The organism is Afifella sp. JA880, assembly GCF_025379905.1.
Lineage (GTDB): Bacteria > Pseudomonadota > Alphaproteobacteria > Rhizobiales > Afifellaceae > Afifella > Afifella aestuarii.
In genome coordinates this window covers 536644-563416 of sequence record NZ_JAOANH010000003.1, presented here as the reverse complement: position 1 = coordinate 563416, position 26773 = coordinate 536644, and the positions used below count along the sequence as shown (strand labels likewise).

Annotated in this window: 25 protein-coding genes; 12 read left to right on the top strand and 13 right to left on the bottom strand. The window is 62.6% G+C overall.

Going from position 1 to position 26773, the window contains the following annotated elements:
* The first annotated feature begins 72 nt into the window (after positions 1-72).
* On the top strand, positions 73-585 hold the full coding sequence (gene secB, locus NYQ83_RS15655) for a protein-export chaperone SecB (RefSeq protein ID WP_128290458.1): 513 nt from the start codon (positions 73-75) through the stop codon (positions 583-585).
* Here secB and dnaQ read toward each other — a convergent pair.
* The 5 genes from dnaQ to NYQ83_RS15630 all read right to left on the bottom strand — a co-directional run bounded on the left by dnaQ (position 558) and on the right by NYQ83_RS15630 (position 4257).
* The gene (dnaQ, locus tag NYQ83_RS15650) at positions 558-1304 is read right to left on the bottom strand and encodes a DNA polymerase III subunit epsilon (RefSeq protein WP_261215748.1); all 747 of its coding nucleotides are present in this window, start codon (positions 1302-1304) and stop codon (positions 558-560) included. The two genes, secB and dnaQ, sit on opposite strands and share 28 nt — an antisense overlap.
* A 107-nt stretch (positions 1305-1411) precedes the next feature.
* On the bottom strand, positions 1412-1999 hold the full coding sequence (gene coaE / locus NYQ83_RS15645) for a dephospho-CoA kinase (RefSeq protein ID WP_261215746.1): 588 nt from the start codon (positions 1997-1999) through the stop codon (positions 1412-1414).
* Entirely contained in the window at positions 1990-2829 is an 840-nt protein-coding gene (locus tag NYQ83_RS15640; protein WP_261215744.1) for a shikimate dehydrogenase, read from the bottom strand. Before NYQ83_RS15640 ends, coaE begins: the two co-directional genes overlap by 10 nt.
* Position 2830: 1 nt before the next feature.
* Complete coding sequence (locus tag NYQ83_RS15635) at positions 2831-3427, bottom strand: Maf family protein (protein WP_261215742.1); 597 nt, start codon at positions 3425-3427, stop codon at positions 2831-2833.
* Positions 3424-4257, bottom strand: a complete 834-nt coding sequence (locus NYQ83_RS15630) for a pyruvate, water dikinase regulatory protein (protein ID WP_234630031.1) — start codon at positions 4255-4257, stop codon at positions 3424-3426. Before NYQ83_RS15630 ends, NYQ83_RS15635 begins: the two co-directional genes overlap by 4 nt.
* Before the next feature lie 387 nt (positions 4258-4644).
* Between NYQ83_RS15630 and hemE the strand changes: the two genes are divergently transcribed.
* The 3 genes from hemE (at position 4645) to rho (ending at position 7579) form a co-directional block, all read left to right on the top strand.
* Positions 4645-5670 carry a uroporphyrinogen decarboxylase gene (gene hemE, locus NYQ83_RS15625; protein WP_261215740.1) on the top strand — a complete coding sequence of 342 codons (1026 nt, stop codon included), beginning with the start codon at positions 4645-4647 and terminating at the stop codon, positions 5668-5670.
* 3 nt (positions 5671-5673) lie between these two features.
* The gene (gene hemJ, locus NYQ83_RS15620; RefSeq protein WP_261215738.1) at positions 5674-6141 is read left to right on the top strand and encodes a protoporphyrinogen oxidase HemJ; all 468 of its coding nucleotides are present in this window, start codon (positions 5674-5676) and stop codon (positions 6139-6141) included.
* A 172-nt stretch (positions 6142-6313) separates the two neighbouring features.
* Positions 6314-7579 (top strand): transcription termination factor Rho, encoded by a 1266-nt coding sequence (rho, locus tag NYQ83_RS15615; RefSeq protein WP_092811984.1) that lies wholly within the window; start codon positions 6314-6316, stop codon positions 7577-7579.
* Positions 7580-7616: 37 nt separating this feature from the next.
* On the opposite strand, the gene NYQ83_RS15610 is transcribed toward rho, so the two are convergent.
* Entirely contained in the window at positions 7617-9641 is a 2025-nt protein-coding gene (locus NYQ83_RS15610) for a thioredoxin domain-containing protein (RefSeq protein ID WP_261215737.1), read from the bottom strand.
* 1 nt (position 9642) lies between these two features.
* Between NYQ83_RS15610 and mnmE the strand changes: the two genes are divergently transcribed.
* The 5 genes from mnmE (at position 9643) to NYQ83_RS15585 (ending at position 15372) form a co-directional block, all read left to right on the top strand.
* Positions 9643-11016: a tRNA uridine-5-carboxymethylaminomethyl(34) synthesis GTPase MnmE gene (gene mnmE / locus NYQ83_RS15605; protein WP_314733311.1), complete on the top strand. Its 1374-nt coding sequence runs from the start codon at positions 9643-9645 to the stop codon at positions 11014-11016.
* Between the two features lie 109 nt (positions 11017-11125).
* A complete protein-coding gene (gene mnmG / locus NYQ83_RS15600) occupies positions 11126-12994 on the top strand; it encodes a tRNA uridine-5-carboxymethylaminomethyl(34) synthesis enzyme MnmG (protein ID WP_261215735.1) in 1869 nt (622 codons plus the stop codon).
* 4 nt (positions 12995-12998) lie between these two features.
* Positions 12999-13646 (top strand): 16S rRNA (guanine(527)-N(7))-methyltransferase RsmG, encoded by a 648-nt coding sequence (gene rsmG, locus NYQ83_RS15595; RefSeq protein WP_261215734.1) that lies wholly within the window; start codon positions 12999-13001, stop codon positions 13644-13646.
* A 3-nt stretch (positions 13647-13649) separates the two neighbouring features.
* Positions 13650-14471 (top strand): ParA family protein, encoded by an 822-nt coding sequence (locus NYQ83_RS15590; protein WP_128290469.1) that lies wholly within the window; start codon positions 13650-13652, stop codon positions 14469-14471.
* 25 nt (positions 14472-14496) lie between these two features.
* On the top strand, positions 14497-15372 hold the full coding sequence (locus NYQ83_RS15585) for a ParB/RepB/Spo0J family partition protein (protein WP_261215733.1): 876 nt from the start codon (positions 14497-14499) through the stop codon (positions 15370-15372).
* A 6-nt stretch (positions 15373-15378) separates the two neighbouring features.
* Here NYQ83_RS15585 and holA read toward each other — a convergent pair whose 3' ends face one another.
* From holA to leuS, 3 genes are read right to left on the bottom strand one after another with little or no spacing between them, the layout of a single operon-like run.
* The gene (holA, locus tag NYQ83_RS15580) at positions 15379-16416 is read right to left on the bottom strand and encodes a DNA polymerase III subunit delta (RefSeq protein ID WP_261215732.1); all 1038 of its coding nucleotides are present in this window, start codon (positions 16414-16416) and stop codon (positions 15379-15381) included.
* Positions 16417-16418: 2 nt separating this feature from the next.
* Positions 16419-16922: an LPS assembly lipoprotein LptE gene (gene lptE / locus NYQ83_RS15575; RefSeq protein ID WP_128290472.1), complete on the bottom strand. Its 504-nt coding sequence runs from the start codon at positions 16920-16922 to the stop codon at positions 16419-16421.
* Entirely contained in the window at positions 16909-19524 is a 2616-nt protein-coding gene (leuS, locus tag NYQ83_RS15570; RefSeq protein ID WP_261215731.1) for a leucine--tRNA ligase, read from the bottom strand. The genes lptE and leuS overlap by 14 nt, the downstream gene beginning before the upstream one ends.
* A 125-nt stretch (positions 19525-19649) precedes the next feature.
* Between leuS and NYQ83_RS15565 the strand changes: the two genes are divergently transcribed.
* The gene (locus NYQ83_RS15565; protein WP_261215730.1) at positions 19650-20330 is read left to right on the top strand and encodes a YggS family pyridoxal phosphate-dependent enzyme; all 681 of its coding nucleotides are present in this window, start codon (positions 19650-19652) and stop codon (positions 20328-20330) included.
* A gap of 21 nt (positions 20331-20351) precedes the next feature.
* On the opposite strand, the gene NYQ83_RS15560 is transcribed toward NYQ83_RS15565, so the two are convergent.
* Positions 20352-20861: a L,D-transpeptidase gene (locus tag NYQ83_RS15560; RefSeq protein WP_261215729.1), complete on the bottom strand. Its 510-nt coding sequence runs from the start codon at positions 20859-20861 to the stop codon at positions 20352-20354.
* 251 nt (positions 20862-21112) lie between these two features.
* Between NYQ83_RS15560 and NYQ83_RS15555 the strand changes: the two genes are divergently transcribed.
* Both NYQ83_RS15555 and NYQ83_RS15550 read left to right on the top strand, forming a co-directional pair.
* Positions 21113-21799 (top strand): response regulator transcription factor, encoded by a 687-nt coding sequence (locus NYQ83_RS15555; RefSeq protein ID WP_128290476.1) that lies wholly within the window; start codon positions 21113-21115, stop codon positions 21797-21799.
* Between the two features lie 9 nt (positions 21800-21808).
* Entirely contained in the window at positions 21809-22282 is a 474-nt protein-coding gene (locus tag NYQ83_RS15550; RefSeq protein ID WP_261215728.1) for a Crp/Fnr family transcriptional regulator, read from the top strand.
* A 21-nt stretch (positions 22283-22303) separates the two neighbouring features.
* Here the strand turns inward: NYQ83_RS15550 and NYQ83_RS15545 are convergent, their stop codons facing one another.
* From NYQ83_RS15545 to NYQ83_RS15535, 3 genes are all read right to left on the bottom strand, one after another.
* Positions 22304-23107, bottom strand: a complete 804-nt coding sequence (locus tag NYQ83_RS15545; RefSeq protein ID WP_261215727.1) for an exodeoxyribonuclease III — start codon at positions 23105-23107, stop codon at positions 22304-22306.
* A 297-nt stretch (positions 23108-23404) separates the two neighbouring features.
* Entirely contained in the window at positions 23405-24052 is a 648-nt protein-coding gene (locus tag NYQ83_RS15540) for a LolA family protein (protein WP_234630048.1), read from the bottom strand.
* An 86-nt stretch (positions 24053-24138) separates the two neighbouring features.
* On the bottom strand, positions 24139-26577 hold the full coding sequence (locus NYQ83_RS15535) for an FtsK/SpoIIIE family DNA translocase (RefSeq protein ID WP_261216207.1): 2439 nt from the start codon (positions 26575-26577) through the stop codon (positions 24139-24141).
* Positions 26578-26773: the final 196 nt, after the last annotated feature.

The window sequence follows — 26773 nt, the reverse complement described above, 5'->3', positions numbered from 1 at the left end:
CGCGGTTGTGGCTCACCGCCCCGCATGCTAGGCGCGGGCAACCATTCCCAATGACAGCTTTGGAAAGACGATATGGTCAATAATGCCAGCAATGGCGGCGAGCAGGCCGCCGGCACGGATGCGAAGAGCCAGGCAGCGGCGCAGGGGCCGGGAATTCATGTGCTTGGCCAGTACATCAAAGACCTTTCTTTCGAAAATCCCAGCGCACCGAACTCGTTGAGGCCCGCAAGCGCCAATCCGTCGCTCGACGTCAACGTCAACGTGAACGCGCGTCCAATCGCCGAGGGTCAGTTCGAAGTCGAGCTGAAGCTTGATGCGAAGGCAAGCCGGGGCGACGAGACGCTCTTCGTCACCGAAGTCGTCTATGCGGGCCTTTTCCAGATCCGCAACGTTCCGCAGGAGCATCTCCATCCGATCATCCTGATCGAATGCCCGCGTCTGCTCTTCCCCTTCGCGCGCCAGATTCTCGCCGATGCGACCCGTCAGGGCGGTTTCCCGCCGTTGATGATCGATCCGGTGGATTTCGCCGCGCTTTATCGCCAGCGGGCTGCGCAGGCTCAGGCGGACGCGCCGACCACGGCCTGAGGCTTCTGAGAGACGCGCTCGTCTTCGTCCTTCCAGGCGTTGAGCCAGAGCGCGTCCTCACCCATTTCAGCTTCCACAAAGGCCCGGTGCTGAGCGCGCATCTCCTCGTTCAACCGTGAGGGCAAAGGCTGCGGCCGCGGCCCCACCTGCCGGAGCGTGCCGGTATTCGTCCCACCTTCTGAGAAACTGCCCAGCGCGAGCAGCGCCTGGCGGCCACCCTGCAATTCGACATACACCTCGGCGAGGATCTCGGCATCGAGGAGAGCGCCGTGCTTCGTGCGTTTGGAATTGTTGATGCCGTAGCGGGCGCAGAGCGCATCGAGAGAGTTCATGCCGCCCGGATGTCGGCGCCGCGCTAGCATGAGCGTGTCGACGAAGCGATCATCCGGAATGACCGAATAGCCGGCCTTTGCAAGCTCCATATTGATGAAGCCGCGGTCGAAGGACGCGTTGTGCGCCACGAGCGGCGCATCGCCAACAAATTCCAGAAAGTCGCCCACGCATTCGAGGAACGCCGGCTTGTCGCGCAGAAATTCCTCCGTCAGGCCGTGGACGGCAACTGCGTCCGGACTGATCGCGCATCCGGGGTTGATATAGGCGTGATAAAAGCGACCGGTGGCGATCCGATTGATGATCTCCACGCAGCCTATCTCGATCAGCCTGTCACCCTTGAGAGCGTCAAGGCCGGTGGTTTCCGTATCGAAGACGATTTCCCGCATGTGCGGATCATGGATTTTGGAGCGTTCAGATACAACCGATCGGAACGCGAAAGGCAGCTTTTTCCTGGGTGATTCTCGGCGGCCCGTTCTCGCCGCGGAACGCGCGCTCAGATCATCGTGGACGTGGCGCGCAGAATTGTTTCGACATCGCGCTCGGCCGCCTCGAAGCCAAATCCGGTGTCGATGACGAAATGGGCGTGACGGCGTTTGTCGGCGTCCGGCACCTGTCTCGCCAGAAGCTTCTCAAAAAGTTCTTCTGTCATGCCGCGACGGGCGAGCACCCGTTCGCGTTGCGTTTCGCGGGAGGTCGTCACGACAACCACACAATCCATCCATTGCTCCGCCCCGGTTTCAAACAAGAGGGGAATGTCGAGAACAACGATCGGCGCGCCCTCACGCGCGGCCTGTTCGCCGAATTCTACCGTTTTCGCCCGCACGAGAGGGTGGACGATCTGCTCCAGGCGCGCGAGCTGGTCGATATCGCCAGCAAGGGCCGCGCCAAGCTTTTTCCGGTCGACTTCGCCGTCTGTCGTGACCCCCGGAAAGGCATGTTCGATCGGTTCGACCGCGGCGCCCCGATAGAGGTCATGCACGGCGCGATCGGAATCGTGCACAGCAACCCCGCGGCGGCGAAACATCGCCGCCGTCGTCGACTTCCCCATGGCCATGGAGCCCGTGAGTCCAATTACGAACATGAGTCCCTTTCGACTAGATCGGCGACAACGATGTCCCGCAGCTCCGCGTCCACCACAGGGCGGACACCGAACCAGCTTTCAAACCCCGGCACGGCCTGATGCAGCAACATGCCGAGGCCGTCGACCGTGGTCAAACCGACCGAGGCGGCGCCGCGAAGAAACGGCGTTTGAAGCGGCACATAGGTGAGATCGGTGACGATAGCTGAGTCTTTCGCGCTCTCCCAGGGAACCAACAGCTCTGCGCCGGCGAGCCCCGCCGAAGTTGCGTTGATCACTAAATCAGCCGACGAGAGTCGCGTTGAGAGAGCGTCGAGGCCAAAGGCCCGGACCTTGCCGGGAAAGCGTTCGGCAACCTCACGGGCACGGGCTTCCGTGCGGTTGAGGAGTTCGACCCTCCCCACGCCGCGTTGCACGAGAGCATCGATGACGGCTCGGCTCGCACCGCCCGCGCCGACAATGAGTGCGCATTCGGTCTTTTCCGACCAGTTCGGGGCCGCCTGATCGAGAGAGGCGAGGAAGCCGATCCCATCGGTGTTGTCGGCCACCAGCCGACTGTCTTCGAGCCAGAGCGTATTGGCAACACCCAGGCGTTCTGCTGCAGCGCAGCATGTCGATGCTGCAGCACAGGCGACCTCTTTGTGCGGTACGGTGACGTTGGCGCCGACATAGCCGGAAGAGGAAAAAGCGCCATAGAACGACACCGCCTCCTGCGGTGAGACCGGACGCGTACTATAGTCGCCTTCAATGTTATAGCGCTCGATCCAAAAGCCATGGATCAGGGGCGAACGCGAATGTGATACGGGCCATCCCGTCACGCAGGCGCGGCGCATTTCAGAAGGTCCCGAGGCCGTTTTCGCGCAGGAAGCCGAGGAGCGGCAGCAGCGGCAGGCCGAGGACGGTGAAATAGTCGCCCTCGACACTTTCAATCAGGCGAATGCCGGGCCCTTCAAGCTGATAGAGACCGACGCTGGAGAGAATCTGTGGACCTGCGGCGGCGAGATAGCGACCGACTTCATCAGCCCGGATCGCACGCAAAGTTATGGCTGCGCTGTCACGGGCTTCAAAGAGCGTCTTGCCGGCGCGCATGCAGGCAACGGCTGAATGAAGATGGTGCGTCTTGCCGGACAGCTCGAGCAGCTGCTGGCGGGCAGCGTCCATGTCCTCGGCCTTCCGGAACAGGAGCCCGTCGAGCTCCAAGGTCTGGTCGGCAGCGACGACGAGAGCCTTCGGCTCTGCCTCGCTCGCCAGCGTGGCTTTCGCAAGAGCGAGCGTGGAGGCGATATCGCCTGCTCCTGCGCCGGCCCGGAGCAAAGGCTCGGAAGCCGCCATCTCGTCGAGGTCGGGCGAGACCTGGCGGAAGGCGAGGCCCGTCCCCGCAAGGAGGGCTTTGCGGGCCTTGCTGCCCGAAGCGAGAACAAGCTCTTTCATGCCATTTGCTTTCCGCGCCGTTCTCCAAGAAGCGCCAACACGGCGGCTGCCGTTTCCTCGATCGATCGCCGGCTCACATCGATCAAAGGCCAGCCGTATTTCGCGCACAGGCGTCGTGTCTCCAGGACCTCCTGCGACACGGCCGTGCGATCGAGATAGGCCGGGTTGTCGTCCTCCGGCGAAAGGCTCAAGACCCGGTTCTGGCGGATCTGGACGATGCGATCCGGGCTCGCGACGAGCCCGACAACCAGGCAGCTCTTGGCACGCGTCACCAAAGCGGGGACGGGAATGCCCTTCACGATCGGCAGGTTCGCCGTCTTGATGCCACGGTTGGCGAGGTAGATCGACGTCGGCGTCTTCGACGTGCGGCTGACGCCGAGAAGCATCACATCGGCTTCGTCGATGTCCCGCGGCAGCTGCCCGTCGTCGTGCATCATCGTGAAATTGAGCGCTTCGATGCGCTCGAAATAGCTCGCATCGAGAGCGTGCTGAGCCCCGATTCGGCCTGTGGATCGCGTTCCGAGATAGGCCTGAAAGGCCTGCAAGACCGGATCCAAAACCGACACCGCCGGGATCGACAATTCGTTGCAGCGGGCTTCCAGGAGCTCCGCCAGCTTCTCGTCAACGAGCGTGTAGAGGACGATGCCGGGCGAGTTTTCCAACTCAAGCACAATGCGCTCGATCTGCTTGGCCGTGCGCACCAGGGAGTGGATGTGTTCGACCGCATGAATGCCGGCATACTGGGCCGCAGCGGCACGTCCGACGTTGATCAGGGTTTCGCCCGTCGCATCGGAAATGAGGTGGAGATGAAAGAACCGCGTCGGCGCCAAGGGGATGACCGTGGATAAAGGGGCCGTTTTTTCACGTCGGGAGCGAACGCGCCGATTGCGCCCCCACTGTCCCGACGACGATCCACAATTTGGATGGCGCGGACAAGATTGGCAACAGGCTGTGGGAATGAGTCAACAACGCGGCGGGATTCACAGCTGGTGGCCCGAGATGGAAAATCACGGTGTGCAGCCGTAAAGGCTTGTCGGCCGCGGCTTCCGGAGAGTCACCTGAGACCCTATCCACGGTGTTTTCCCCCGGGGGATCAATAAGGCGGGGCGCCTTTGCCGCGGATTGATGTGTTGTGAGGCGATTTGAATCCGGGTAATCCACCGCCCAATAACAACAGAAGAATCCTTAAAACCTTTAATTTGGGGTTAAGAGCACCTGTGGCTTCGGCAAGATCGCTTCTTCGAGTCCTCGACGGCGAAAGCCTAGAGACACCTCCGCTTTGGATGATGCGCCAGGCAGGCCGCTACCTGCCGGAATATCGGCAAACGCGCGGTCAGGCGAACGGGTTCCTGGACCTGTGCTACACGCCGAAACTCGCAACCGAGGTGACGCTTCAACCGATCCGTCGTTTCGGTTTCGATGCGGCCATTCTGTTTTCCGACATCCTCGTCATTCCCGATGCGCTCGGTCAGAAAGTGGCTTTTGAGGAAGGGCACGGACCGCGCCTGGAACCGATCGATTCGGCTCGCATCGGAGAGCTCGCTGGGAAAGACGTCACGGCGTTCCTTGCACCGGTCCTGGAGACGGTTGAGCGGGTGCGGACGGAGCTTCCCCAGGAGACGACGCTCCTTGGCTTCTGTGGCGCTCCCTGGACCGTGGCGACCTACATGGTCGCCGGCACGGGCACGGGCGACCAGGGGCCGGCTCGGCGCCTCTCGCTTGGCGAGCCGGAACGCTTTCAGGCGCTCATGGATATCCTCGTCGACGCTTCCGCGCGGTATCTCGTGGCGCAGTTGAAGGCGGGAGCGGACGCGGTTCAGATCTTCGACACATGGGCGGGCGTTCTCGACGAAGAGGGTTTCGAGCGCTGGGCGATCGAGCCGGTGCGGGCCATCATCGAGAAGGTTCGGGCCGAAGTTCCGGGCGCGAAGGTGATCGCCTTTCCGAAGGGCGGCGGAGCACGGCTGACGCGTTATGCGGAAGGAACCGGCGCCGATGCGATCGGACTCGACTGGGCGACGCCTCTTGAGACTGCGCGGAAGAGTGCGGGCGGTAAGCCCTTGCAGGGAAATCTCGACCCGATGCGCCTCATCGTCGGTGGGAAGGCCCTGGAGGACGGTGTGCGCAGCATCCTCGAGGCGATGCGCGGTTATCCCCATATCTTCAATCTCGGACATGGGATCACGCCGGACACGCCGGTGGAGCATGTCGAGGCGTTTGTGAAGCTCGTACGGGGCGAGTAAACGATGGAAGGCCTTGTCGCGGCAGTCTCGGATTTCTTCTGGTATGTCAATCCTTTATGGATCAAGGCATGGCATGTGATCTCGATCATCGCCTGGATGGCGGGACTTCTCTACCTGCCGCGTCTGATGGTCTATCACACGAAGGTCGCCGCGGGTTCGGAGCAGTCTGAACTCTTCAAGGTGATGGAGCGGCGCCTGCTCAAGGCGATCATGACGCCCGCGATGGTTGCGAGCTGGATCTTCGGTCTTTGGGCGGCCACCATCACCTATGCCTGGGACCAGGGGTGGTTCCACTTCAAACTGGCTCTTGTCGTCTTGCTGACGATCTCCCATCTGTTCATGGCACGGTGGGTGCGGGAGTTTGCCGAGGACCGCAACAAGCGGCCCGAGAAGTTCTACCGAGCGATCAACGAGGTTCCGACGCTCCTGATGATCGGTATTGTGATCCTCGTCATCGTGCGTCCCTTCTGACGCGGATGAATTAGCGCTTGTGATTCCGGTCGGACCGGGTTAAGCGAAAAGAACTGGCGTGAATGGCTAGCCGCGGCGCAAGCTGGGGGCCGGCCGTTAGTTTCCCGCACCGGGGCGGTGCCTCCCTTTTACCCATGCCTCTTCCACCGTGTTTTGCACGGGACTCAATCACATGGCAGAAATCAGACTCCAAGACCTGAAGGCGAAGTCGCCTACCGATCTTCTTGCTGTTGCGGAAGAGTACGACGTTGAAAACGCCAGTACTTTGCGCAAGCAAGAACTTATGTTCGCGATCCTGAAGAAGGTCGCGGAACATGACATTACCATCATTGGACAGGGCGTTATTGAGGTGCTGCAGGACGGCTTCGGCTTTCTGCGGTCGCCTGATGCGAATTATCTGCCCGGGCCCGACGATATCTACGTTTCGCCGTCGCAAATCCGACGTTTTTCATTGCGGACGGGCGATACGATCGAGGGCGAGATCCGTAGCCCGAAAGAGGGTGAGCGCTATTTTGCGCTCCTCAAGGTCAATACGATCAATTTCGAGGAACCGGACAAGGCCAAGCACAAGGTCCATTTCGACAATCTGACGCCGCTTTATCCGGACGAACGCTTCAAGATGGAAGTGGACGATCCGACGGTGAAGGACATGTCGGCGCGGGTCATCGATCTGGTGGCGCCCTTGGGCAAGGGTCAGCGCGGACTGATCGTGGCGCCGCCGCGAACCGGCAAAACGGTTCTGTTGCAGAATATCGCGGGCTCGATCACGTCGAATCACCCGGAATGCTACGTCATCGTGCTTCTGATCGACGAGCGGCCGGAAGAAGTCACCGATATGCAGCGTACGGTGCGCGGCGAAGTGATCTCCTCGACGTTTGACGAACCGGCTGTGCGGCATGTGCAAGTCGCCGAGATGGTCATCGAGAAGGCTAAGCGGCTCGTCGAACATGGCCGTGACGTCGTCATCCTGCTCGATTCGATCACGCGTCTGGGCCGAGCCTACAACACGGTCGTGCCGTCTTCGGGCAAGGTGCTGACGGGTGGTGTCGATGCCAACGCGCTGCAGCGCCCGAAACGTTTCTTCGGTGCGGCGCGCAACATCGAAGAGGGCGGGTCGCTGACGATCATCGCGACGGCTCTCATCGATACAGGCAGCCGCATGGACGAGGTGATCTTCGAAGAGTTCAAGGGCACGGGCAATTCGGAAATCGTGCTCGATCGCAAGGTTGCGGACAAACGTGTCTTCCCGTCGATGGACATCCTCAAGTCCGGAACGCGAAAAGAAGAGCTGCTGGTGCCGCGCGCGGACTTGCAGAAGATCTTCGTCCTGCGTCGAATCCTCGCTTCGATGGGTGTGGTGGACGCGATCGAGTTCCTGCTCGACAAACTCCGACATACCAAATCGAATTCAGAGTTCTTCGATTCGATGAACACCTAGAGCGGCCGAGGCGTCTGAGAATTCAGGCGCCTCTGCTTTATCTGGCCTGTGCTTCGTCCAAAGTGGGGCCGCTGCGGGTGCGTGAGAGGAGGTCGCCGATCTCCTCGGATCGTCTGACGTCCGGATAGCATCTTTCCATATCGCAGAGCCTGAGCCCCGTCTGTGTAGCGGTGGTTGGCGTTCGATATTCCGCGATCAGAGCGGGATCGGCTTCGGCGGCGATGAGGTCGTGGAGGGCCGTCTCCGTCTGAGATATGGACGCAAAGACGATCAGGTGGCGGGCGCGGAGGAGCGTGTCCCAGGCATTCTGGAGACTGGCCGTCGCGATGAGATTGCGTGCGACCGACCGCGTCTGGTGGCGGAGGATCGTCTCTGCTCGCTCAAGATAGCGTTGCTCCCCCGTGAGTAGGAAGAGTCGCGTAGACGCTTCTGCGATCACGCCTGTAGCGGCTGGCGTAGCTTCATCAGAGTCCGAGTGAAGACGGGCAAAGAGCGCTTGTTTCTCTGCGTTTCCGAGAAAATAGGAACCTGAGTCTCGGTCGTAGTAGGATCTCTCGAGCTCAGAAAAGTAAGCCCAAGCAGAGTCTATATAGCTTTTTTCTCTTGAGGCTGCTTGCAGCTCCAGGGCGGCGCGCATCATCTGCGCATAGTCGGTCGCCACGCCGTCAGCAGTGATGCGGCCATCGCACCAGGCATGAGGCAGGGATCCGGTCTCAGCGCGAAGTTTTGTCAGAAAGGCGAAAGCCTCAGAACCGGCTGTCAGGAGATCGGGTCGGGACAGCACGGCCGAGGCGCGTGCGAGAGCGGCGATCAGAACGGCGTTCCAATCGGTTAGAACTTTGTCGTCGCGTGAGGGCTGGGGACGGCGGTTGCGAACCTTTAAGAGGCTCTCGCGATAGCGGGTGAGGGTGGCCTCTTCTTCTGCTCCACGCCAGTCAAAAGCCGTTGGGCGGAGGCGATTGAGGATGTTGTGGCTCTCCCAATTACCGCCCGGAGTCACATCGTAGATCTCGGAAAAGTGGCGGGCGGCGTCGCGTCCGAGGACGTTTTCAATCTCTTGGGCGCTCCATACGTAGGTAACACCTTCCTCATGGTCGGTGTCTGCGTCGAGGCTGGCGGCGAAGGCGCCGCAGGGGAGGCGCATCTCTTTGAGAAGCCAATTGGCTGTTTCCTCCATGCGTGCGCGGAAGAGAGGTTCTTGAGTCTTTTCGTAGGCAAGGCAGAGAAGATAGAGGAGCTGTCCATTGTCGGAGAGCATCTTCTCGAAATGCGGCACGAGCCATGTGTCGTCGACCGCGTAGCGTGCGAAGCCGCCGCCCAGATGGTCGTAGATGCCACCCTGGCAGATATTGCGGAGGGTGATCAGCACAGCGTCGGAATAAGCGGTGTTGGCGGTTCGCAAATGCGCACGCCAGAGCATTTCAAGTAGGGGCGCCTGAGGAAACTTTGGGGCGCCGGAAAGGCCGCCATGGTCGAGATCAAAATGGGCGAGGATCTGGGCCGCGGAGGCGTCGAGAAGCTCTGGGTCGGGAAGGTCCTCTGGCGGAGGCACGGAGTGTTGTCCGCGCGTGAGGTGGGTCGTGATGGCCTCTGTATTCGTGGTGACCGTTTCCGGCTTGTGATGCCATGTCTCGGTCACGGCCTGAAGGACCTGGCGGAAGCTTGGTCGACCCCAGCGTGGCGTCGGGGGGAAATAGGTGCCGCCCCAGAACGGCCTTGCCTCCGGGGTGAGGAACATGGTGAGCGGCCATCCGCCGGGCTCGCCGAGGGAGTGGAGGGCGGCCATATAGACCTGATCGATATCGGGGCGCTCTTCGCGGTCGACCTTTATGTTTACGAAATTCTGATTGAGATAATCTGCTGTTCCAGGATCGGAGAAGCTCTCGTTCGCCATGACATGGCACCAGTGGCAGGCGGCGTAACCGATCGACAAGTGAATGGGGACCCGGCGGGCGCGCGCTTCTGCGAGCGCCGCGTCGTCCCAAGGCTGCCAATGGACGGGATTGTCCGCATGCTGCTTGAGATAAGGACTGGCGGTCTCGGCGAGGCGGTTGCGGGCCATAATGTCTCCGGTGACGTGGCATAGGGCGACTACAGAAGACATGGACACGATTTACGCATTGTCGAGCGGGGCGCTGCCCGCCGGCGTCGGGATTGTTCGAATTTCCGGACCGGAATCCGGGATGGCCCTGCACGCGCTTGCAGGGGGTTGGCCGGAACCCCGGCGAGCTGTGGTCAGAGCGTTGGTGGACCCAAAGAGCCGGGATGTGATCGATGAGGCTCTCGTCTTGTGGATGCCGGGGCCTGGGACTTTCACCGGTGAGGATACGGTGGAGCTGCATTGTCACGGGAGCCGTGCGGTGATTGCGCGACTGATCGAATCGCTTGCGCAATGGCCGGGATTGCGGATGGCGGAGCCCGGAGAGTTTGCCCGTCGAGCGTTCCTGAATGGTCGGCTCGACCTGACGGAGGCCGAGGGTCTTGCCGACCTCGTGGCGGCCGAGACTGAGGCTCAAAGGCGGCAGGCGCTCAGTCAGGCGAGGGGAGCTCTGGCAGAAAGGCTGCTGGCCTGGCGGGAGACGTTGCTCGGATGCGTTGCCGAGGTCGAGGCCCAGCTCGACTTTTCCGATGAGGGGGATGTCGGATCGGAGGTCGAGGTTGCGAGCCGGTTGCGGGGCGTCCTTCTGGAGGTGCGTGAGGTTCTCTCGGGGGCGCGCCTTGCGGAGCGAATTCGGGACGGGTTCGTCATCGTCCTGGTCGGCGCGCCCAATGCGGGGAAATCGACCTTGCTCAACGCGTTCGCCCGGCGTGACGTCGCGATTGTTAGCGCAGAGCCTGGGACGACCCGGGACCTCGTAACCGTGCCGCTCGAGCTTTCGGGTTACGCATTGACGCTCATCGATACGGCCGGCTTGCGGGAGACGGGGAGTGCGGTTGAGGCTGAAGGGGTTCGTCGGGCGCGCCTTGCGGCCGAGGAAGCCGATCTGGTTCTGGAGCTTGTTCCCAGCGGTCAGGGTGCGCTAGCTGCAGATGCGCCTGTGACGTCCGGCGGTCCGGATCGTTGGGTGATCGAGACCAAAGCGGATCTGGTCGAGGGTGGTGATCCCCTTCGCGGTAATCACAGAGTTTCGGCGGTCACTGGAGCCGGTCTGCGGGAGCTCGAATTGGCTCTTGGCGAATGGCTGACGCGTCAGGAAGTTGGCGGTTCGTCCGGAGCGTCGGGTGCGGCCCCGGTGAACGCGCGTCAGAGAGAGGGGTTGCTCCGGCTAGCTGAGCGCCTCGAATCGGTTCTGAAACGAGGGCAGCCTCGCGGGATCGACGAACTCCTGGGAGAGGAACTCCGCGGGTGTCTCAGGGCGGTCGGACGCGTCACCGGTGAAGTCGACCCAGAGAGCGTGCTCGGTGCCATCTTTGGTCGGTTTTGTATCGGAAAATAGAATCGGAGAGGCGAATTGTGTTTCACGTGAAACGCGGATTGAGACGCCTTCTTTCGTTCCACGTGAAACATAACTTCCCATTCGAGCCAGAAGGCACTAGATCGTCAGCATGATTTCCAATTGCGACGTCATTGTCATCGGTGGCGGGCACGCCGGGTGCGAGGCCGCGGCCGCCTCCGCGCGTGCCGGCGCGCGTACGATCCTTGTGACCCACCGGGCTGACACGATCGGAACCATGTCCTGCAATCCGGCGATCGGAGGGTTGGGCAAGGGACATCTGGTGCGTGAGATCGATGCCCTCGATGGACTGATGGGCCGGGCCGCGGACGCGGCCGGGATTCAGTTTCGCATGCTCAACCGGCGAAAGGGTCCCGCGGTGCAGGGGCCACGCGCTCAGTCGGACCGCGCGCTTTACCGAGCCGCCATGCAAAGCTTGCTTGGCGGGCAGACGGGGCTCGCGGTTGTCGAGGGTGAGGCCGGCGACATTCTTATTGGTGGAGGACGGGTCAAAGGTCTGGTCCTCTCCGATGGCCGTGAAATCCATTGCGCCTCGGTCGTCATCACCACGGGCACCTTTCTTCGCGGAATGGTCCATATTGGCGAGCGTTCCTGGCCGGCGGGTCGTGTCGACGAGAAGCCGTCTCTCGCTCTCGCCGAGACGCTCGATCGGCTGGGGCTGCGCCTGGCGCGGTTGAAGACCGGGACACCGCCTCGTCTCGACGGGCGAACGATTGATTGGGCGTCGCTCGATATGCAGCCGGGGGATGACCCACCCGAGCCGTTTTCGGCGATGACGGATCGGATCACGACCCCGCAGATAGAATGCGGGATCACGCGGACGACCGACGCGACGCATGAGATCATAGGGCGCAATCTCGCGAGGTCGGCGATCCATGTCGGAAACATCTCCGGCCGGGGTCCGCGATACTGTCCGTCGATCGAGGACAAGGTGGTGCGGTTCGCAGACCGAGAGAGCCATCAGATCTTTCTGGAGCCCGAAGGACTCGGAGACGATACGGTCTACCCGAACGGCATCTCCACATCGCTTCCGGCGGAGGTTCAGGCGGCGTTCGTTCGGACCATACCCGGCTTGGAGAAGGTAGAGATTCTGCGACCGGGCTATGCGATCGAATACGACCATGTCGACCCGCGGGAGCTCGAAGCGACGCTGGAGCTGAGGCGACTGCCAGGGCTCTTTCTCGCCGGGCAGATCAACGGCACGACGGGATATGAAGAGGCCGGAGCTCAGGGTCTCGTGGCGGGCGTGAACGCGGCGCGGCGGGCCGGGGGCGGCGAGGGGATCACGGTCAGCCGTTCGGACGCGTATCTCGGTGTGATGATCGATGATCTCGTGACGAAGGGGGTCAGCGAGCCCTACCGCATGTTCACGTCGCGTGCCGAGTATCGTCTGGCGCTGCGCGTCGACAATGCCGATGAGCGTCTGACCGGGCTCGGTAAGGAGCTCGGCCTGGTCGGACCAGAGCGGTCGAATCGGTTCCGGAAGAAATCGGAAAGCCTCAGGCGCTTTCGTGCGCTCCTGAGGGGGTGCAGTGTCACGCCGAGTGAGGCGCGGCGGCGGGGCCTGCCGATCAATCAGGATGGTATCCGCCGATCCGCCTTCGAGCTCCTCGCCTATCCGGAAATCGAATGGTCGGCGGTTGCCGCGATATGGCCCGAGCTCGGCGAGGCGGATTCCACGACCCAGAAGCACCTCACGACCGACGCACGATACGCTGTCTATCTTGAGCGGCAGGAGGAGGACGTGGCGGCTCTGCGGCGCGATGAGGCTATCGGGATCCCCAGTGATTTTTCCTACGCCGATCTCTCCGGCCTTTCCAACGAGGTGCGAGAGCGGCTTGAACTCGTGCGGCCGGCGAGTCTGGCGCAGGCGGGGCGTGTCGAGGGTGTGACGCCGGCGGCACTCACGCTCATCCTGGCCCATCTCAAGCGTGCTGCGAGGGATCGCCGTGCGGCCTGAGAGGGTGGATGCTTCACGTGAAACAGTGCTGATGCGCTGCCGCGATTTTGTGACGCCAGAGACGGAGGCCCGGCTTGTCGCGTACGTCGAGCTTCTGGAGACGTGGCAGCGCACGCACAATCTCGTCTCACCACGAACCCTTGATGAGGTGTGGGACAGGCATGTTGGCGACAGCCTGCAGCTCGTCCCGATCGCGCTCGCGCATAAGCCTTCCTCCTGGCTCGATATCGGGAGCGGGGCGGGTTTTCCAGGCCTGATCGTTGCAATCATCCTACGGGACAGGTTGGAGAGCGTCGGGCTTGTCGAAGCCAATCACAAAAAGGCGGCGTTCCTCCGCCAGGCTGCGCGGGTCTGCAGCCTTGATAATGTCACCATCCATGCACGGCGAATTGAGGCACTGCATAACGACTTTGCGGGGCGCTTCGATGTCGTCAGCGCGCGGGCGCTCGCCCCTCTGCCGAGCCTTCTTGGCCTTGCGGCACCATTTCTCACCGAAAACGGTCTTGTCCTTGCGATGAAGGGCAAGGAATATGTGCATGAAGAAGTGGCGGCGTCTGACATCTGGCAGTTCGATCGGATATTGTATCCGAGCGTCGCCGAGGGCGACGGCACCATCGCCGCCATCTCCCATCTGAAACGCAGGAAGGCCTAGACCATGCCGCAAGCCTTGGAGCGGCTCCCGAGCGTTCCCCGAATCCTTGTCGTGGCCAACCAGAAAGGCGGGGTCGGCAAGACGACGACGGCGATCAATCTCGGTACCGCGCTGGCAGCGATTGGCGAAGACGTCCTTATCGTGGACCTCGATCCGCAAGGCAACGCGTCGACCGGGCTTGGGATCGGCCGCGAGAGCCGGACGCGCTCCACCTACGATATCCTCATGGACGGGATGCCCGTGCACGACGTTGCGCTGGAGACCGTCGTTCCGCGTCTCTCCATCGCGCCCTCGACGCTCGATCTCTTGGGTGTCGAGCTTGAAATCGCCGCTTTCCAGGATCGTGCCTATCGCCTGCGGCATGCGCTGACTGGGCTCGGAGGGCAGGGGCAATCGCCGTACACTTACGTGCTGATCGATTGCCCGCCGTCGCTCAACCTCCTGACTATCAATGCGATGGCCGCAGCCCATGCCGTGCTCGTGCCGCTGCAGTGCGAGTTTTTCGCGCTCGAGGGTCTGAGTCAGATCTTGTCGACGGTCGAGCGTGTGCGCCGCGGGCTCAATCCGGAGCTGTCGGTCCATGGCATCGTGCTGACGATGTTCGATGGGCGCAACAACCTGTCCGGCCAGGTGGTGGACGACGTGCGCTCGCATATGGGCGACAAGGTGTACAACACCGTGATCCCCCGCAATGTGCGGATTTCCGAGGCACCGTCGCATGGAAAGCCGGCGATCCTCTATGACATCAACTGCGCCGGCAGCCAGGCCTATCTGCGGCTCGCCAGCGAGGTTATTCAGCGCGAACGGCTGCTTCGGGCGGCGTAGCGCGCGATCAAGGGAGTGTTGAGTGATGGCTGCTGAACCACCACGGCGCCTCGGACGCGGCCTCGACGCGTTGCTTCAGGACTATGCCGTGCCGGACACGCAAGAGGCGCCGGCCGTCCCACAGAAGCCTCAGACCGCGCTCATCGCCACCGTTCATCCCAATCCGCGAAACCCCCGGCGTGAGTTCTCCGGGGAGGAGCTCGAAGATCTTGCGGCTTCGATCCGGGCGCATGGCCTGGTTCAGCCGATCGTGGTGCGGCCGAAACCCGGCACGCCGGGCGAATTCGAGATTATCGCCGGTGAACGACGCTGGCGGGCGGCACAGCGGGCCGGCGTTCACGAGGTTCCGATCACGCTCCTTGAGGTCTCGGATCGTGAGGCGCTGGAACTCGCGATCGTCGAGAACGTGCAGCGGAGCGATCTCAATCCTCTGGAAGAGTCGCTCGGCTATCAGGCTTTGATCGAGGAATTCGGCTACAGCCAGGGCGATCTCGCCGATGTCATTGGCAAGAGCCGCGTCCACGTCACGAATACGCTGCGGCTCCTGAAGCTGCCGGAGAAGGTCCGTGACCACCTTCGGACCGGCAAGCTGACGGCTGGCCATGCGCGAGCTCTCATTAACACGGTGGATCCGGAAAAGCTCGCAGAGATCGCCATCGCCAAGGGGCTATCGGTGCGAGACACCGAAAAGCTCGCACAGAAGTCCGACGAACCGGATGTCAAATCGGGGTCTCGGAGCCGAGAGAAGGACCCCGATACGGTCGCGTTGGAACGGGAGCTGGGTGACCGGCTGGGTCTCCTCATCGACATCCGTCACAAGGCCGACGGCAAGGGCGAGGTGCGGATCAAGTACCGCGACCTGGAGCAGCTCGATATGCTGTGTCAGAGGCTGAAGGTCTAAGAGGGCTTACCGGCGCCCGACACGGCGCGCGACCTGTGCAAGACGCATGAGCGCGAGAGATGTGATCGCGTAATCGAGGGCCGGTAGTTTCCGTGTCTCCAAGATCGCCTCGTCGATCGAGGCGCGGGCGCGCCGTAAGGCCTCGGGCGACCAGATCTGCAGCGCGCGCTTGACGCTATCCTTTCTACGGAAATGGAGGGGCGGACGGGCTCGATCGACTGCGGCAGCGAGCCCGCTTTTGCGCACCTCAGCCTGAAGCCCAGCCAACATCAAAAGATGGTTGAGCATCTGGGCGAGGAGCGCCGAAGGCGAGGCGCCCTCAGCCTCAAGACGCGAGAGGTCGGCGGCAACCTCTTGGATGTCGCCGGTCAACGTCCGGTCAATGAGGCGATCGTTGCGAAGCTCGGTGCTCTCGCCGACGACCGTCGTCACCTCATTAAGAGAGACCTCGGCCCCATCGCCTGCATAGAGAATCAGCTTTTCGATCTCACGGCGGGCTACGCCGCGGTCGGTCCCAAGATGTACAATGAGATAGTCGAGCGCGTCGGGCTCGATCGTTACGCCCGCCTCTCGGAGGAGACTGCGGGCGAGATCGGCGATGTCGCCGGCGCTGCTCTCATAGAAGGGGATCGCGGCCGCGTTGGGTGAATCCTCGAATAGGCGGCGGAGCGGAGCGCCCGCCCGAAGCTCGTCGGCCTCCACGACAATGATGGCGGCTTCAGGTGGGTCTTCGACGAGGGGGCGCAGCGACGGGACGACATTGTGGCGGCCGTCGAGGATCTTCAGGCGGATGAGCGGCGCGCCCCCAAACAACATGTCCGCATGGGCTTCGTCGGCGATGCGGCCAGGATTGCCTGAGAGCTCGTCGGAGCCGATCCGGAGAACCGTGGCGCCCTGGGGATCGCGCGCCGACAAGATCGACACGAGAGTCGCAGCGCGTTCGGAAACTGCACCCTGATCGGTGCCGTAAAGCAAGAAGAGTCGCAGGTTCGCCGGCGGCTCCGTGGTGAAGGCTGTGGCCTGGGCGGCCTTAACGGCCACCATCGTCAGTTCCGTGCGAGATAGCTTGCAAGCCGCGTCTTCAGGATGCCCGCAAGCGTCTCGGCGACCCGGTCCTCCGCGTCGCGCTCTGCTCGTAGCTTTGCGAACTCCTGGTCAGAGCGGTCATAGGAGGCGACTGTATTCAAGACCGCACCTAGAACCTGCTGACCTGTCGAAATGTCAAAGAGGCGATATTGCAGGCGTCCGGAGAGCTGATAGGCGGTCGGAACGCCGGTCACGGCTTCGATGCCGACGGAGCTGGAGTTGAGCGCGAGCGTATATTCGAGGCGATATTGCGGGGGGATGGTTGCGCCGTCCTGCAGGCCGAACAGCAGCGAGTTTCGGAACACCTGTTCCGGCCGCGTGGTCGGCATTTCCACCTCGATGGCGCGGAGTTCTTCTTGAACCGATCGACCGCTCGCATCTGGCGCATAAAGTGGCCGGACGGTGCAGCCGGCGACGACACCGGCTGCAAGAAGAATGAGAAATCCGCGCCTAGCCGACCACATTCACGATCCTCCCAGGAACGACGATCACCTTGCGTGGGGGACGACCTTCCAGAAACCGCTGGACCGTCTCAGAGGCAAGTGCAGCCGCCTCAATCGTCTCTTTCGATGCGTCCCTGGCAACGACGAGATCGTCGCGCTTCTTGCCGTTCACCTGCAAGGGGAGGGTGACCTCATCCTCGCGGAGAAGAGCCGCATCGGCCTCCGGCCAGGCCGTTTCGGCAACGAGCTTGTCGTGCCCGAGCGTCTGCCAGCAGGCTTCCGCCAAATGCGGCATGAACGGTGCACTCAAGAGTACGAGGGCCTCCAGCGCCTCCCGGTGCGCCCACAAGCCGGAGTCACGACCGCCGCTATCGTGGCTGCCGATCTGGTTCGCCAGATCGTGGACAAAGGCGATGGCGCGGTTGAAGCGCAGGTTCTCGATCGCGTCGGTCACGTCGCGGATTGCGGCATGTGTGGCCCGCCTCAGGGCCTCGTCAGCCTCGCCGAAGCTCGATGGCAGAGCCGACCCGGCCGGCGGCAGAGCGTCTTGGGCGGAGGTCACGAGCCGCCAGACGCGCTGCACGAAGCGATGGGCGCCTTCGACGCCCGCTGCCGACCATTGCACGTCGCGTTCGGGCGGCGAGTCCGAGAGCATGAACCAGCGAGCGGTGTCGGCGCCATAGTTGCGGCTGATCTCTTCAGGACCGACCGTGTTGCGTTTTGACTTCGACATTTTCTCGATGGGACCGATCTCGACGGCCGCACCGGTCTTCGCATGTCTCGCGCGCCGCGCCCCGTCCGTCTCTTCCACAATCACATCTTCAGGCGGTAGGAACGGGCCGTTCGGTTCGCGATAGGTTTCGTGCACCACCATGCCCTGCGTAAAGAGGCCGGCGAACGGCTCTTTCAGGTCGAGATGGCCGGTCTTCTGCATGGCCCGCACGAAGAAGCGGGAATAGAGAAGATGCAGGATCGCGTGCTCGATACCGCCGATATACTGATCGACCGGAAGCCAGGCGTCGGCGACATCCGGAATGGTCGGCGTGTCGGCCTTCGGCGCCGTAAAGCGGGCGAAGTACCAAGACGAATCCACGAAAGTGTCCATCGTGTCGGTTTCGCGCCGGGCCGGCCTGCCGCATTTCGGGCAGTCGACATTCTTCCAGGTCGGATGACGATCGAGAGGATTGCCGGGCTTGTCGAAATCGATGTCGTCCGGGAGTTGGACCGGCAGATCGGCAACCGGCACTGGCACCGATCCGCAGCTCTCGCAATGGATCATCGGGATCGGGCAACCCCAATAACGCTGCCTGGAAATGCCCCAATCACGCAACCTGAAGTTGACTTCGCGAGCCGCCTGAGGGCCGTCCCCAACCGTGCGGGCTTCCAGGCGACGAGCGACCTCGTCCTTGCCTTCCTCGATCGTCATGCCGTCGAGGAAGTCGGAATGGAACAGGCGGCCAGGCCCGGTATAGGCTTCGTCCGTGACGGCAAAAGTCTCGGGATCGGCGTCTTCCGGCTTCACCACCGGCTTGACCGGCAGGCCGTAGCGGTTGGCGAAATCGAGGTCGCGCTGATCATGCGCGGGGCATCCGAAGATCGCGCCGGTGCCGTAACCCATCAAAACGAAATTGGCGATGTAGACGGGCAGGACCGCTCCCTCGATGAAGGGATGGCGGACCCTGAGACCCGTGTCGTAGCCGCTTTTCTCCGCCGTTTCGATCGCCTCCGCGGACGTGCCGCGGCGATGACATTCGGCGATGAAGGCGGCGGCCTTCTCGTCCGTCGCCGCGAGCTTTGCCGCGAGCGGATGATCGGGCGAGAGCGCCATGAAGGCGGCGCCGAAGAGGGTGTCCGGCCGCGTAGTGAAGACTTCAAGGTAATCTTCGTCGGCGGGCGTCTCGTCGGCAAATTCGAAGCGGACTTTCAGGCCCTCGGAGCGGCCGATCCACTTCTCCTGCATAACACGGACTTTTTCCGGCCAACGCGTCAAGCCCTTCAGCTCTTCGAGAAGATCGTCGGCGTAATCGGAGATGGCGAAGAACCACTGGGTCAGCTCGCGCTGCTCGACGACGGCTCCCGAGCGCCAGCCGCGGCCGTCGATCACCTGCTCGTTGGCGAGCACGGTCTGGTCGACGGGATCCCAGTTCACCTTGGCGCTCTTGCGCTTGACGAGGCCGGCTTCCAGGAAATCCAGGAAAAGCCGCTGCTGCTGGGCGTAATAATCCACGTCGCAGGTGGCGAACTCCCGGGACCAGTCGATCGAAAAACCCATCAGCTTCAGCTGGTCGCGCATCGTGGCGATGTTCGCGTAGGTCCATTCCTTGGGATGGACCTTGTTCTGCATGGCGGCGTTCTCCGCCGGCATGCCGAAGGCGTCCCAGCCCATCGGGTGCAGCACGTTGTAACCGCGGGCACGCCGATAGCGGGCGACAACATCGCCCATCGTGTAGTTGCGGGTGTGACCGATATGGATGCGTCCCGACGGATACGGGAACATCTCCAGGACATAATATTTGGGCCGTGGATCCTCGTTGGAGCAGCGGAAAAGGCCGCGGTCCTCCCAGACGGATTGCCAGTAAGCCTCGACGTTTCGGGGATTATAACGCTCTGTTGACGCAGTCATGAACGGCATGGTTGTTGGGGAACGGGCGAGCCGCCTTTGCAGCGGCCGAAGAGCTTCAACACGATTGCCAGAGCCGGTCAACCTCGCCTGGCGGCGATCGGTTGTGCGCACAGTGCGGGCAGGACATGGACAAGGCAAACAAAGAGCACGAGGCGTTGGCTGAGATCAGACGCCGGGTGGGCACAGCGGTGCGTGAGGCGGGGCGTGATCCTGAAAGCGTGACGCTGGTCGCCGTCAGCAAAACCTTCGATCCGGACGAGATCGAGCCCGTCATCGCCGCCGGCCAGCGCGTCTTCGGCGAGAACCGCGTACAGGAGGCGGCCGGGAAATGGCCGGCCTTGCGTGAGGCGACGCCGGACGTGACGCTGCATCTGATCGGGCCATTGCAATCGAATAAGGCTTCCCAGGCCGTGGAGCTTTTCGACGTCATCCATTCGGTCGACCGCGACAAGATTGCCGGTGCGATTGCTAAGGAGATCGCGGCCCAGGGTCGATCGCCGGAGCTCTTCGTTCAGGTCAACACCGGTGAGGAGCCGCAGAAGGCGGGCATTGCGCCGCGGGAGACGGCAGATTTCGTCCGGCGCTGTCGCGATGAACACGGCCTTGAGATCTCGGGCCTCATGTGCATTCCGCCGTTCGAGGAGGCGCCCGGTCCGCATTTTGCGCTCCTGGCAAAGCTCGCCGGCGAACTCGGTCTCAAAAAGCTCTCGATGGGCATGAGCGCCGATTTCGAGACGGCGATCGCCCTCGGCGCGACCCATGTCCGCGTCGGCAGCGCGATCTTCGGCTCAAGGCCGCGTCCCTGAGCGGTCGCTCGCTGTCGGTCCTCACACGCGTTTCGGGCGACCGACATCTGCCGGCGCCAGGATCACCATCTGCGTCCTCTCCGACAGAAACGGCAGGATCCGGCGCATGGCCGAGCGCGGTATGGCGACACAGCCTTCCGTCGCTTGAAGACCGGGCCGCGCGAGGTGGAAGAAGATGGCACTCCCCATCCGTCGCTGCCGTGGCGCAGTGTTGTGGGAGAGGCCGATCACCGCATCATAGAGCCCGTCCGGTCGCCACATCGCTTCAGCCGAGACGCTGACAGGCAGGCGCACGGCGCGATTGTAGGAGAGCGAGGTTGCCTCGTCGCACCAGCCGTCGCTTCGCCGCAACACGATCGTCGGAAGCTGCGAGCGCGGCATTGGAGGTCTTCTGTCGGGCCGCAGCGCGCACCATTCGAGGACATAGCGCCCGATGGGGCTCTTCCCGTCGCCTTCGCGCTTCTGCTTGGCGTGCGTCACGCCAGTGCGGCCGATGGCGCAGCGCAGGGTGAGGCCGCGAAACGTCAGCAAGGCGGCGTGCGCGGGGCTTGGCAACGGTCGCACATAGATACGTTCGGGGAAGGCGGGTTGAGAGGCCGTGCGGCTTGACGCCGCGGCAGCCCGTTTCGGCTGCTTGCGGTGCGATTGCGGGCGAAAGCGGGGGTCGGGAGGCAACATTGTTCAAGAATGCGTGCTTGATGGGCTGAGGTGCAAGGCTGGCGAGGGCAGGGAACTTAGCCTAAATTGCAAAATTGACGATTCCGGGCGGAGATAAGGCGCGAATGACGGCCAGACGAATTCTCATTGTCGATGATGACAAGGAGCTCTGCGGAGCCTTGACCGAGCAGCTCGCGCTTTACGAGGAGTTCGAGCTCGCGTCGGCAACGACCGCCGCAGCCGGCATCAAGAGCGCCAAGGAAACCCATGTCGACCTCATCATCATGGACGTCGAATTGCCGGATATGGACGGACGAGAAGCCGTCAAATTGCTGCGCAAGAGCGGTGTGAATGTTCCGATCGTGATGCTGACCGGGCACGACACCGATTCCGACACCGTGCTCGGCCTCGAGGCCGGGGCCAATGATTACGTCGTGAAGCCGTTTCGTTTCGCGGTCCTCCTTGCTCGTATCCGGGCGCATCTGCGCCAGCACGAACAAAGCGAGGATGCGACCTTCGCCATCGGGCCCTACACGTTTCGTCCCGCCGCAAAAGTCCTCCTCGACGCGTCTGGCGGAAAGGTCCGCCTGACGGAAAAAGAGACGGCGATCTTGAAATATCTCTACCGCGCCAGCGAGGCGACGGTGTCACGTGACACGCTTCTTTCGGAAGTGTGGGGCTACAATTCCGGGGTCACCACCCATACGCTCGAGACCCATATCTACCGCCTCAGGCAGAAGATCGAGAAGGATCCTTCGAACGCCGAGATCCTCGTCACCGAGGCCGGCGGCTACAAGCTTGCACGCACCTAGGAGAGCCGAGTGAGTCTCGGATCCGACGTCCAGCTCCTGCACGAATCCGCCTTCTTCAGGGGCTTCGAGGACGATCATCTGCGCTTGATCGCCTTCTCGGCGGAAAACCGGCATGTGCGCAAAGACGAGGTCGTGGTGGAAGCTGGGCGGCCGCAGCACTCGGCCTATCTCGTCAGTGACGGCCTCCTCCTTGCGCGCAGCGACCGCCGGGGCGGCGAGGAAGAGGGACGACCGGCGCGGCGCTTCGAGCGAGGCGCCCTCATCGGCGATCTCGCACTCATCACCGAAATGAAGGCGCACGAGACCATCGTCGCAGCGGAAAATTCCAGTGTGCTGCAGATCCGCCGGTCGATGTTCAAGCGGCTTCTGGACGAATATCCCGATATCGCCGAGGCCTTGCGTGACAAGCTGACGGAAGGGCTTGCCGACACGGTCGAGGAGATCAAACGGGCCGGGCTACGCCTCGGCACTGCGGGATCATAAGCCCTTCGTTGTCTGGACGTTTCAGGCTTCGGCGAAGGTCGCGATCACGGGCACGTGGTCGGAGGGACGTTCCCATCCGCGGGCTTCCTTGATGACCTTGATGCCTTGCGCACGGGCGGCCACATCTGTTGCTGCCCAGATATGGTCGAGACGTCTCCCACGGTCCGAAGCTTCCCAATTGGGCGAGCGATAGCTCCACCAGGTGAAGAGCTTGTCCTCCGGCGGGACGAAGCGGCGTATGACGTCGACCCACGGGCCGGCCGCCTGGAAGCGCAGGAGCCCCTCCGTCTCGACAGGGGTATGACTCACGACTTTCAGGAGCTGACGGTGCGACCAGACATCGGTTTCGAGGGGGGCGATGTTGAGATCCCCCACAAGGATCGAGCCCGGCTGCGCCAGCCTTTCTGCGGCCTGCGTCAATTCCTCGATGAAGGCGAGCTTGTGGGCAAATTTCACGTTCTTGTCGGGGTCCGGCTCGTCGCCACCCGCCGGGACGTAGAAATTGTGCAACGTCACATGCTGCTGGCCGGACTCGACCTTTGCCTCGATGTGACGGCAATCGATGCGGTCGCAGAAATGATTGCGATCGACGCCGAAGAGGGGGCGGCGCGAGACGATGGCGACGCCGTTGTAGCCCTTCTGCCCGGAGAGGGCGAGGTGGGGGTAGCCCGCCTCGCGGAAGGCCTTCTCCGGGAAGAGGGCGTCCGGGCATTTGGTTTCCTGCAGGCAGAGAACATCCGGCTGATGCTCGGCAAGAAACTGAAGAATGAGACCGATGCGCAGGCGCACCGAATTGATGTTCCAGGTGGCGATTGAGAGTGACATCTCTTCCGAATGGCCTGCCGCGACACGGAAATCCAGCCGCTGCGCGCGAGGTCAACAGGAAAGCCCAGGACTTTTCTGAAATAGAAAGGCGCCCAAGCGTGGAGCCTGGGCGCCTTCGCGGGAACGAACCGGATAAAATCCGGCTGATCAGACCCGAGCGAGACGGGGGGCGTTGTATCGGCCGGGTCGATCTCCGCGGCTGAGAGATGGGGCTTCTTGTCGCTGAGACAACCCCAGCTTCCGACACAAAGATTTGTAGCCTGAAAGAAAGGCGAAAAAAATATCTCTCAGAAAGATTTAATCACCGAGAGACCGCTCGCGGGCGCGGTTCGTGACGCCGCTGTAGTTGATCTTGAAAAGCTCTGGCGAAAGCGGTCGGCCGGTCTCCACATTGTAGAGCGCGACCGTGGTGTCGAGGCCCTGTGCATCGCGCACCGTCCATTGACGAAGCTCGTAAGTGGACGGATCGAAAAACAATGTGAGCGTCCCGCCGCCGAACTGCGCATCGTCGACGACGACCACCTGGATCAGATCGGATTCGACCTGAACGCCGCGCACCCGGCTCGACTTGGCGAGATTGAGCTGATCGTCGAGGAGGAATTTGAGCGGCGTTTTGGACAAAGGCCACAAATCGTCGGTTTTCATGCTCGCATCGCGCACGAGAACCGATTTGCCGTCCGACTTCACCTTCAACTTGGAGGGCGGATCGTAGTCGAAAAGGATCCGGCCGGGACGCTCGATATAGAACTTGCCCTGGCTCTTCTCGCCGGTCGGGCCGAACTGGATGAATTCGCCGTGCATCGTCTTGAGATTGGCGAGCTTGGCCGAGATCGACGCCAGCGCCTGCTGCTGGTCTGCGGTGAAGGCAAAGGCGGAGCCGGCGGCGAGGCCGAGCGCCACGACGCCGACGGCCATGGCGGCGAGTGTCTTCGATAGAATGCGCATCAGATCCTCCAAGGATCGCAAGGGTCGTGAACCGGAAATGTCGGGCATGAAAAGGGTAAGACCAGCCAAAGGTGGCGGAAATCCGCTCAGGCTGCCTCCTCCCCGACGAGGATCTCACGCTTTCCTGCGTGGTTGGCCGCGCTGATCAGCCCTTCGTTTTCCATGCGCTCGATAATGGAGGCGGCGCGGTTGTAGCCGATCGAAAGCCGCCTCTGGACATAAGACGTCGAGGCCTTGCGGTCGCGCAAGACGATGGCGACCGCCTTGTCGTAGATATCGTTGGAATCGTCGGATCCGGCCAGTGCGTCCCAACCCGTTTCACCTTCCGCTTCCTCGTCGGTGATGGCGTCGCGGTAATCCGGCACGCCCTGACCCTTCAGATGCGCCACGACCTCTTCGACCTCCTCGTCGCTGACGAAGGGGCCGTGCACGCGCTGAATGCGACCGCCGCCCGCCATGAAGAGCATATCACCCTGGCCGAGGAGCTGTTCGGCGCCTTGCTCACCAAGGATGGTGCGGGAATCGATCTTCGAGGTGACCTGAAAGGAGACGCGGGTCGGGAAGTTCGCCTTGATCGTGCCGGTGATGACGTCGACCGAGGGCCGCTGCGTCGCCATGATGACGTGGATGCCGGCGGCGCGGGCCATCTGGGCGAGACGCTGCACGGCGCCTTCGATCTCCTTGCCCGCCACGATCATGAGATCGGCCATCTCGTCGATGATGACGACGATATAGGGCATCGGCTCGAGCTCGAGTTCCTCGGTCTCGAAGATCGCCTCGCCCGAATCGTGGTCGAAGCCGGTCTGCACAGTGCGGCGAATCACTTCGCCCTTCTTCTTTGCCGTGGCGATGCGCTGGTTGAAGCCGTCGATGTTGCGAACGCCCACCTTCGACATCTGCTTGTAGCGCTCTTCCATCTCGCGGACCGTCCATTTGAGCGCGACGACCGCCTTCTTCGGGTCGGTGACGACGGGGGTAAGGAGGTGCGGGACGCCGTCATAGACGGAGAGTTCCAGCATCTTGGGGTCGATCAGGATGAGGCGGCACTGCTCAGGCGTCAGCCGGTAGAGGATCGACAGAATCATCGTGTTGATCGACACCGATTTACCGGAGCCCGTGGTGCCGGCGACGAGCAGGTGAGGCATCTTGGCGAGATCGGTGATGACGGGCTCGCCGCCGATCGTCTTGCCGAGCGCGAGCGCCAGACGTGCCCGGCTCTTCTCGAAATCGACCGAGCCCAGGATCTCCTTCAGGAAGACGGTTTCACGGCGGGCGTTCGGCAATTCGATGCCGATGACATTGCGCCCGGGGATGACGGCGACGCGGGCTGCGATCGCGCTCATGGAGCGGGCGATGTCGTCGGCGAGGCCGATGACACGCGAGGATTTGATGCCGGGCGCGGGCTCAAGCTCGTAAAGCGTGACGACCGGTCCGGGGCGCACATTGATGATCTCGCCGCGCACGCCGAAGTCTTCCAGGACGCCTTCCAGAGCGCGGGCGTTCTTCTCCAGGGCTGCGGGGTCGTGATTGAGGCTGCCCTTTGGGTCCGGATCGGCGAGCATGTGCAGGGGCGGGTGCTCATAGCTGTCTGAGGGCAGAAGCGACGGCTGCGATTCGCGCTTGGCGCGACGGCTCGGCTTCAGCTTCGGCGCCGGCGCGGTGACGAGCGAGGAGGCCTGCGGCTCCTCGTAGGTCTCCTCGTCGTCGTAATCCTCTTCCTCATAGGTATCGAACGGCATGTCGCTTGCGGCCAGCGAAGGTTCGTGGCGGGTGCCGGCGATGGTGGCCGGGCGCTCGGAACGTTCCAGCGCTGCGCGCACGGCGCGATGCGAGCCGCGACGCAGACCACGGCTCACCGCAGAAAGCGCTGAAAAGCCGTGATGCATGACGAAGCCAGCGACCACGGACAGGCCGCCGCGCGGCGCGTCCTCATCGGAGAGGTCGATGTCGTCCTCGTCCTCGGCTTCATCAAGGGCTGCGGGGGTGTTCATCGGCGCGTGGGCCGCGTCACCGATCGGACGGGACCTCGCAGCGGCAAAGAGAAGGCCCAGGCCGATGCCGGTCGCCAGGACGCCGATGGCCGCGCGCATGCCGATGATGAGAGGATCGCCAAAGATCCAGGTCGGCAGGCGCAGCATGATGTCGCCGACGGCGCCGCCGATGCCGATCGGGAGAGGCCATGATTGCGGCACCGGCAGACAGGCGAGTGCGAGCGCCGTGACGGCCGTTCCCGCAAGCCAGAAGCCGAGCTGCTGGAAGGGCTGGGCGGGAACGCGCATGCGCAGAAGCGCCAGCGCCAGAAGCGCGGGCGGCAGAAGGAGCGCGATGATGCCGAGCCCGAAGAACTGCATGGCGAGGTCAGCGAAGTTCGCCCCCCATGCCCCTAGGAGATTGCCGACAGGCGCATCGGTGATGTTCGAGAGACTTGGGTCTGCGACCTTCCAGGTGGCCAGAGACAGCACCATCATCGCCAGCAAAAGGAAGAGCACGAAGCCCGATAGCTGCACGATGCGCCGAACCGCCATGCGACGGAGGGCATAGGTGGAATGGAAAAACTCGCTGCTTGCGCCGAAGGCCATGGGAGATCGTTCGTCCCTGCGTTGGTGGACTTCCGCGACAATAGGCGGGCTGGGTTAAACGCTTGTTAACCAGAGCGGCCCTGAGCGCCCTTGCAAAAGAAAACGGCCCGGGCGTTGTGCCCGGGCCGCATCGCAGAAAGCT

Coding starts and splice junctions, on each gene's coding strand:
- secB (WP_128290458.1), top strand. CDS start 73: ATGGTCAATAATGCCAGCAATGGCGGCGAGCAGGCCGCCGGCACGGAT.
- dnaQ (WP_261215748.1), bottom strand. CDS start 1,304: ATGCGGGAAATCGTCTTCGATACGGAAACCACCGGCCTTGACGCTCTC.
- coaE (WP_261215746.1), bottom strand. CDS start 1,999: ATGTTCGTAATTGGACTCACGGGCTCCATGGCCATGGGGAAGTCGACG.
- NYQ83_RS15640 (WP_261215744.1), bottom strand. CDS start 2,829: ATGCGCCGCGCCTGCGTGACGGGATGGCCCGTATCACATTCGCGTTCG.
- NYQ83_RS15635 (WP_261215742.1), bottom strand. CDS start 3,427: ATGAAAGAGCTTGTTCTCGCTTCGGGCAGCAAGGCCCGCAAAGCCCTC.
- hemJ (WP_261215738.1), top strand. CDS start 5,674: ATGGAAGGCCTTGTCGCGGCAGTCTCGGATTTCTTCTGGTATGTCAAT.
- rho (WP_092811984.1), top strand. CDS start 6,314: ATGGCAGAAATCAGACTCCAAGACCTGAAGGCGAAGTCGCCTACCGAT.
- NYQ83_RS15610 (WP_261215737.1), bottom strand. CDS start 9,641: ATGGCCCGCAACCGCCTCGCCGAGACCGCCAGTCCTTATCTCAAGCAG.
- mnmE (WP_314733311.1), top strand. CDS start 9,643: ATGTCTCCGGTGACGTGGCATAGGGCGACTACAGAAGACATGGACACG.
- mnmG (WP_261215735.1), top strand. CDS start 11,126: ATGATTTCCAATTGCGACGTCATTGTCATCGGTGGCGGGCACGCCGGG.
- NYQ83_RS15590 (WP_128290469.1), top strand. CDS start 13,650: ATGCCGCAAGCCTTGGAGCGGCTCCCGAGCGTTCCCCGAATCCTTGTC.
- NYQ83_RS15585 (WP_261215733.1), top strand. CDS start 14,497: ATGGCTGCTGAACCACCACGGCGCCTCGGACGCGGCCTCGACGCGTTG.
- holA (WP_261215732.1), bottom strand. CDS start 16,416: ATGGTGGCCGTTAAGGCCGCCCAGGCCACAGCCTTCACCACGGAGCCG.
- lptE (WP_128290472.1), bottom strand. CDS start 16,922: ATGTGGTCGGCTAGGCGCGGATTTCTCATTCTTCTTGCAGCCGGTGTC.
- leuS (WP_261215731.1), bottom strand. CDS start 19,524: ATGACTGCGTCAACAGAGCGTTATAATCCCCGAAACGTCGAGGCTTAC.
- NYQ83_RS15565 (WP_261215730.1), top strand. CDS start 19,650: ATGGACAAGGCAAACAAAGAGCACGAGGCGTTGGCTGAGATCAGACGC.
- NYQ83_RS15555 (WP_128290476.1), top strand. CDS start 21,113: ATGACGGCCAGACGAATTCTCATTGTCGATGATGACAAGGAGCTCTGC.
- NYQ83_RS15545 (WP_261215727.1), bottom strand. CDS start 23,107: ATGTCACTCTCAATCGCCACCTGGAACATCAATTCGGTGCGCCTGCGC.
- NYQ83_RS15540 (WP_234630048.1), bottom strand. CDS start 24,052: ATGCGCATTCTATCGAAGACACTCGCCGCCATGGCCGTCGGCGTCGTG.
- NYQ83_RS15535 (WP_261216207.1), bottom strand. CDS start 26,577: ATGGCGGTTCGGCGCATCGTGCAGCTATCGGGCTTCGTGCTCTTCCTT.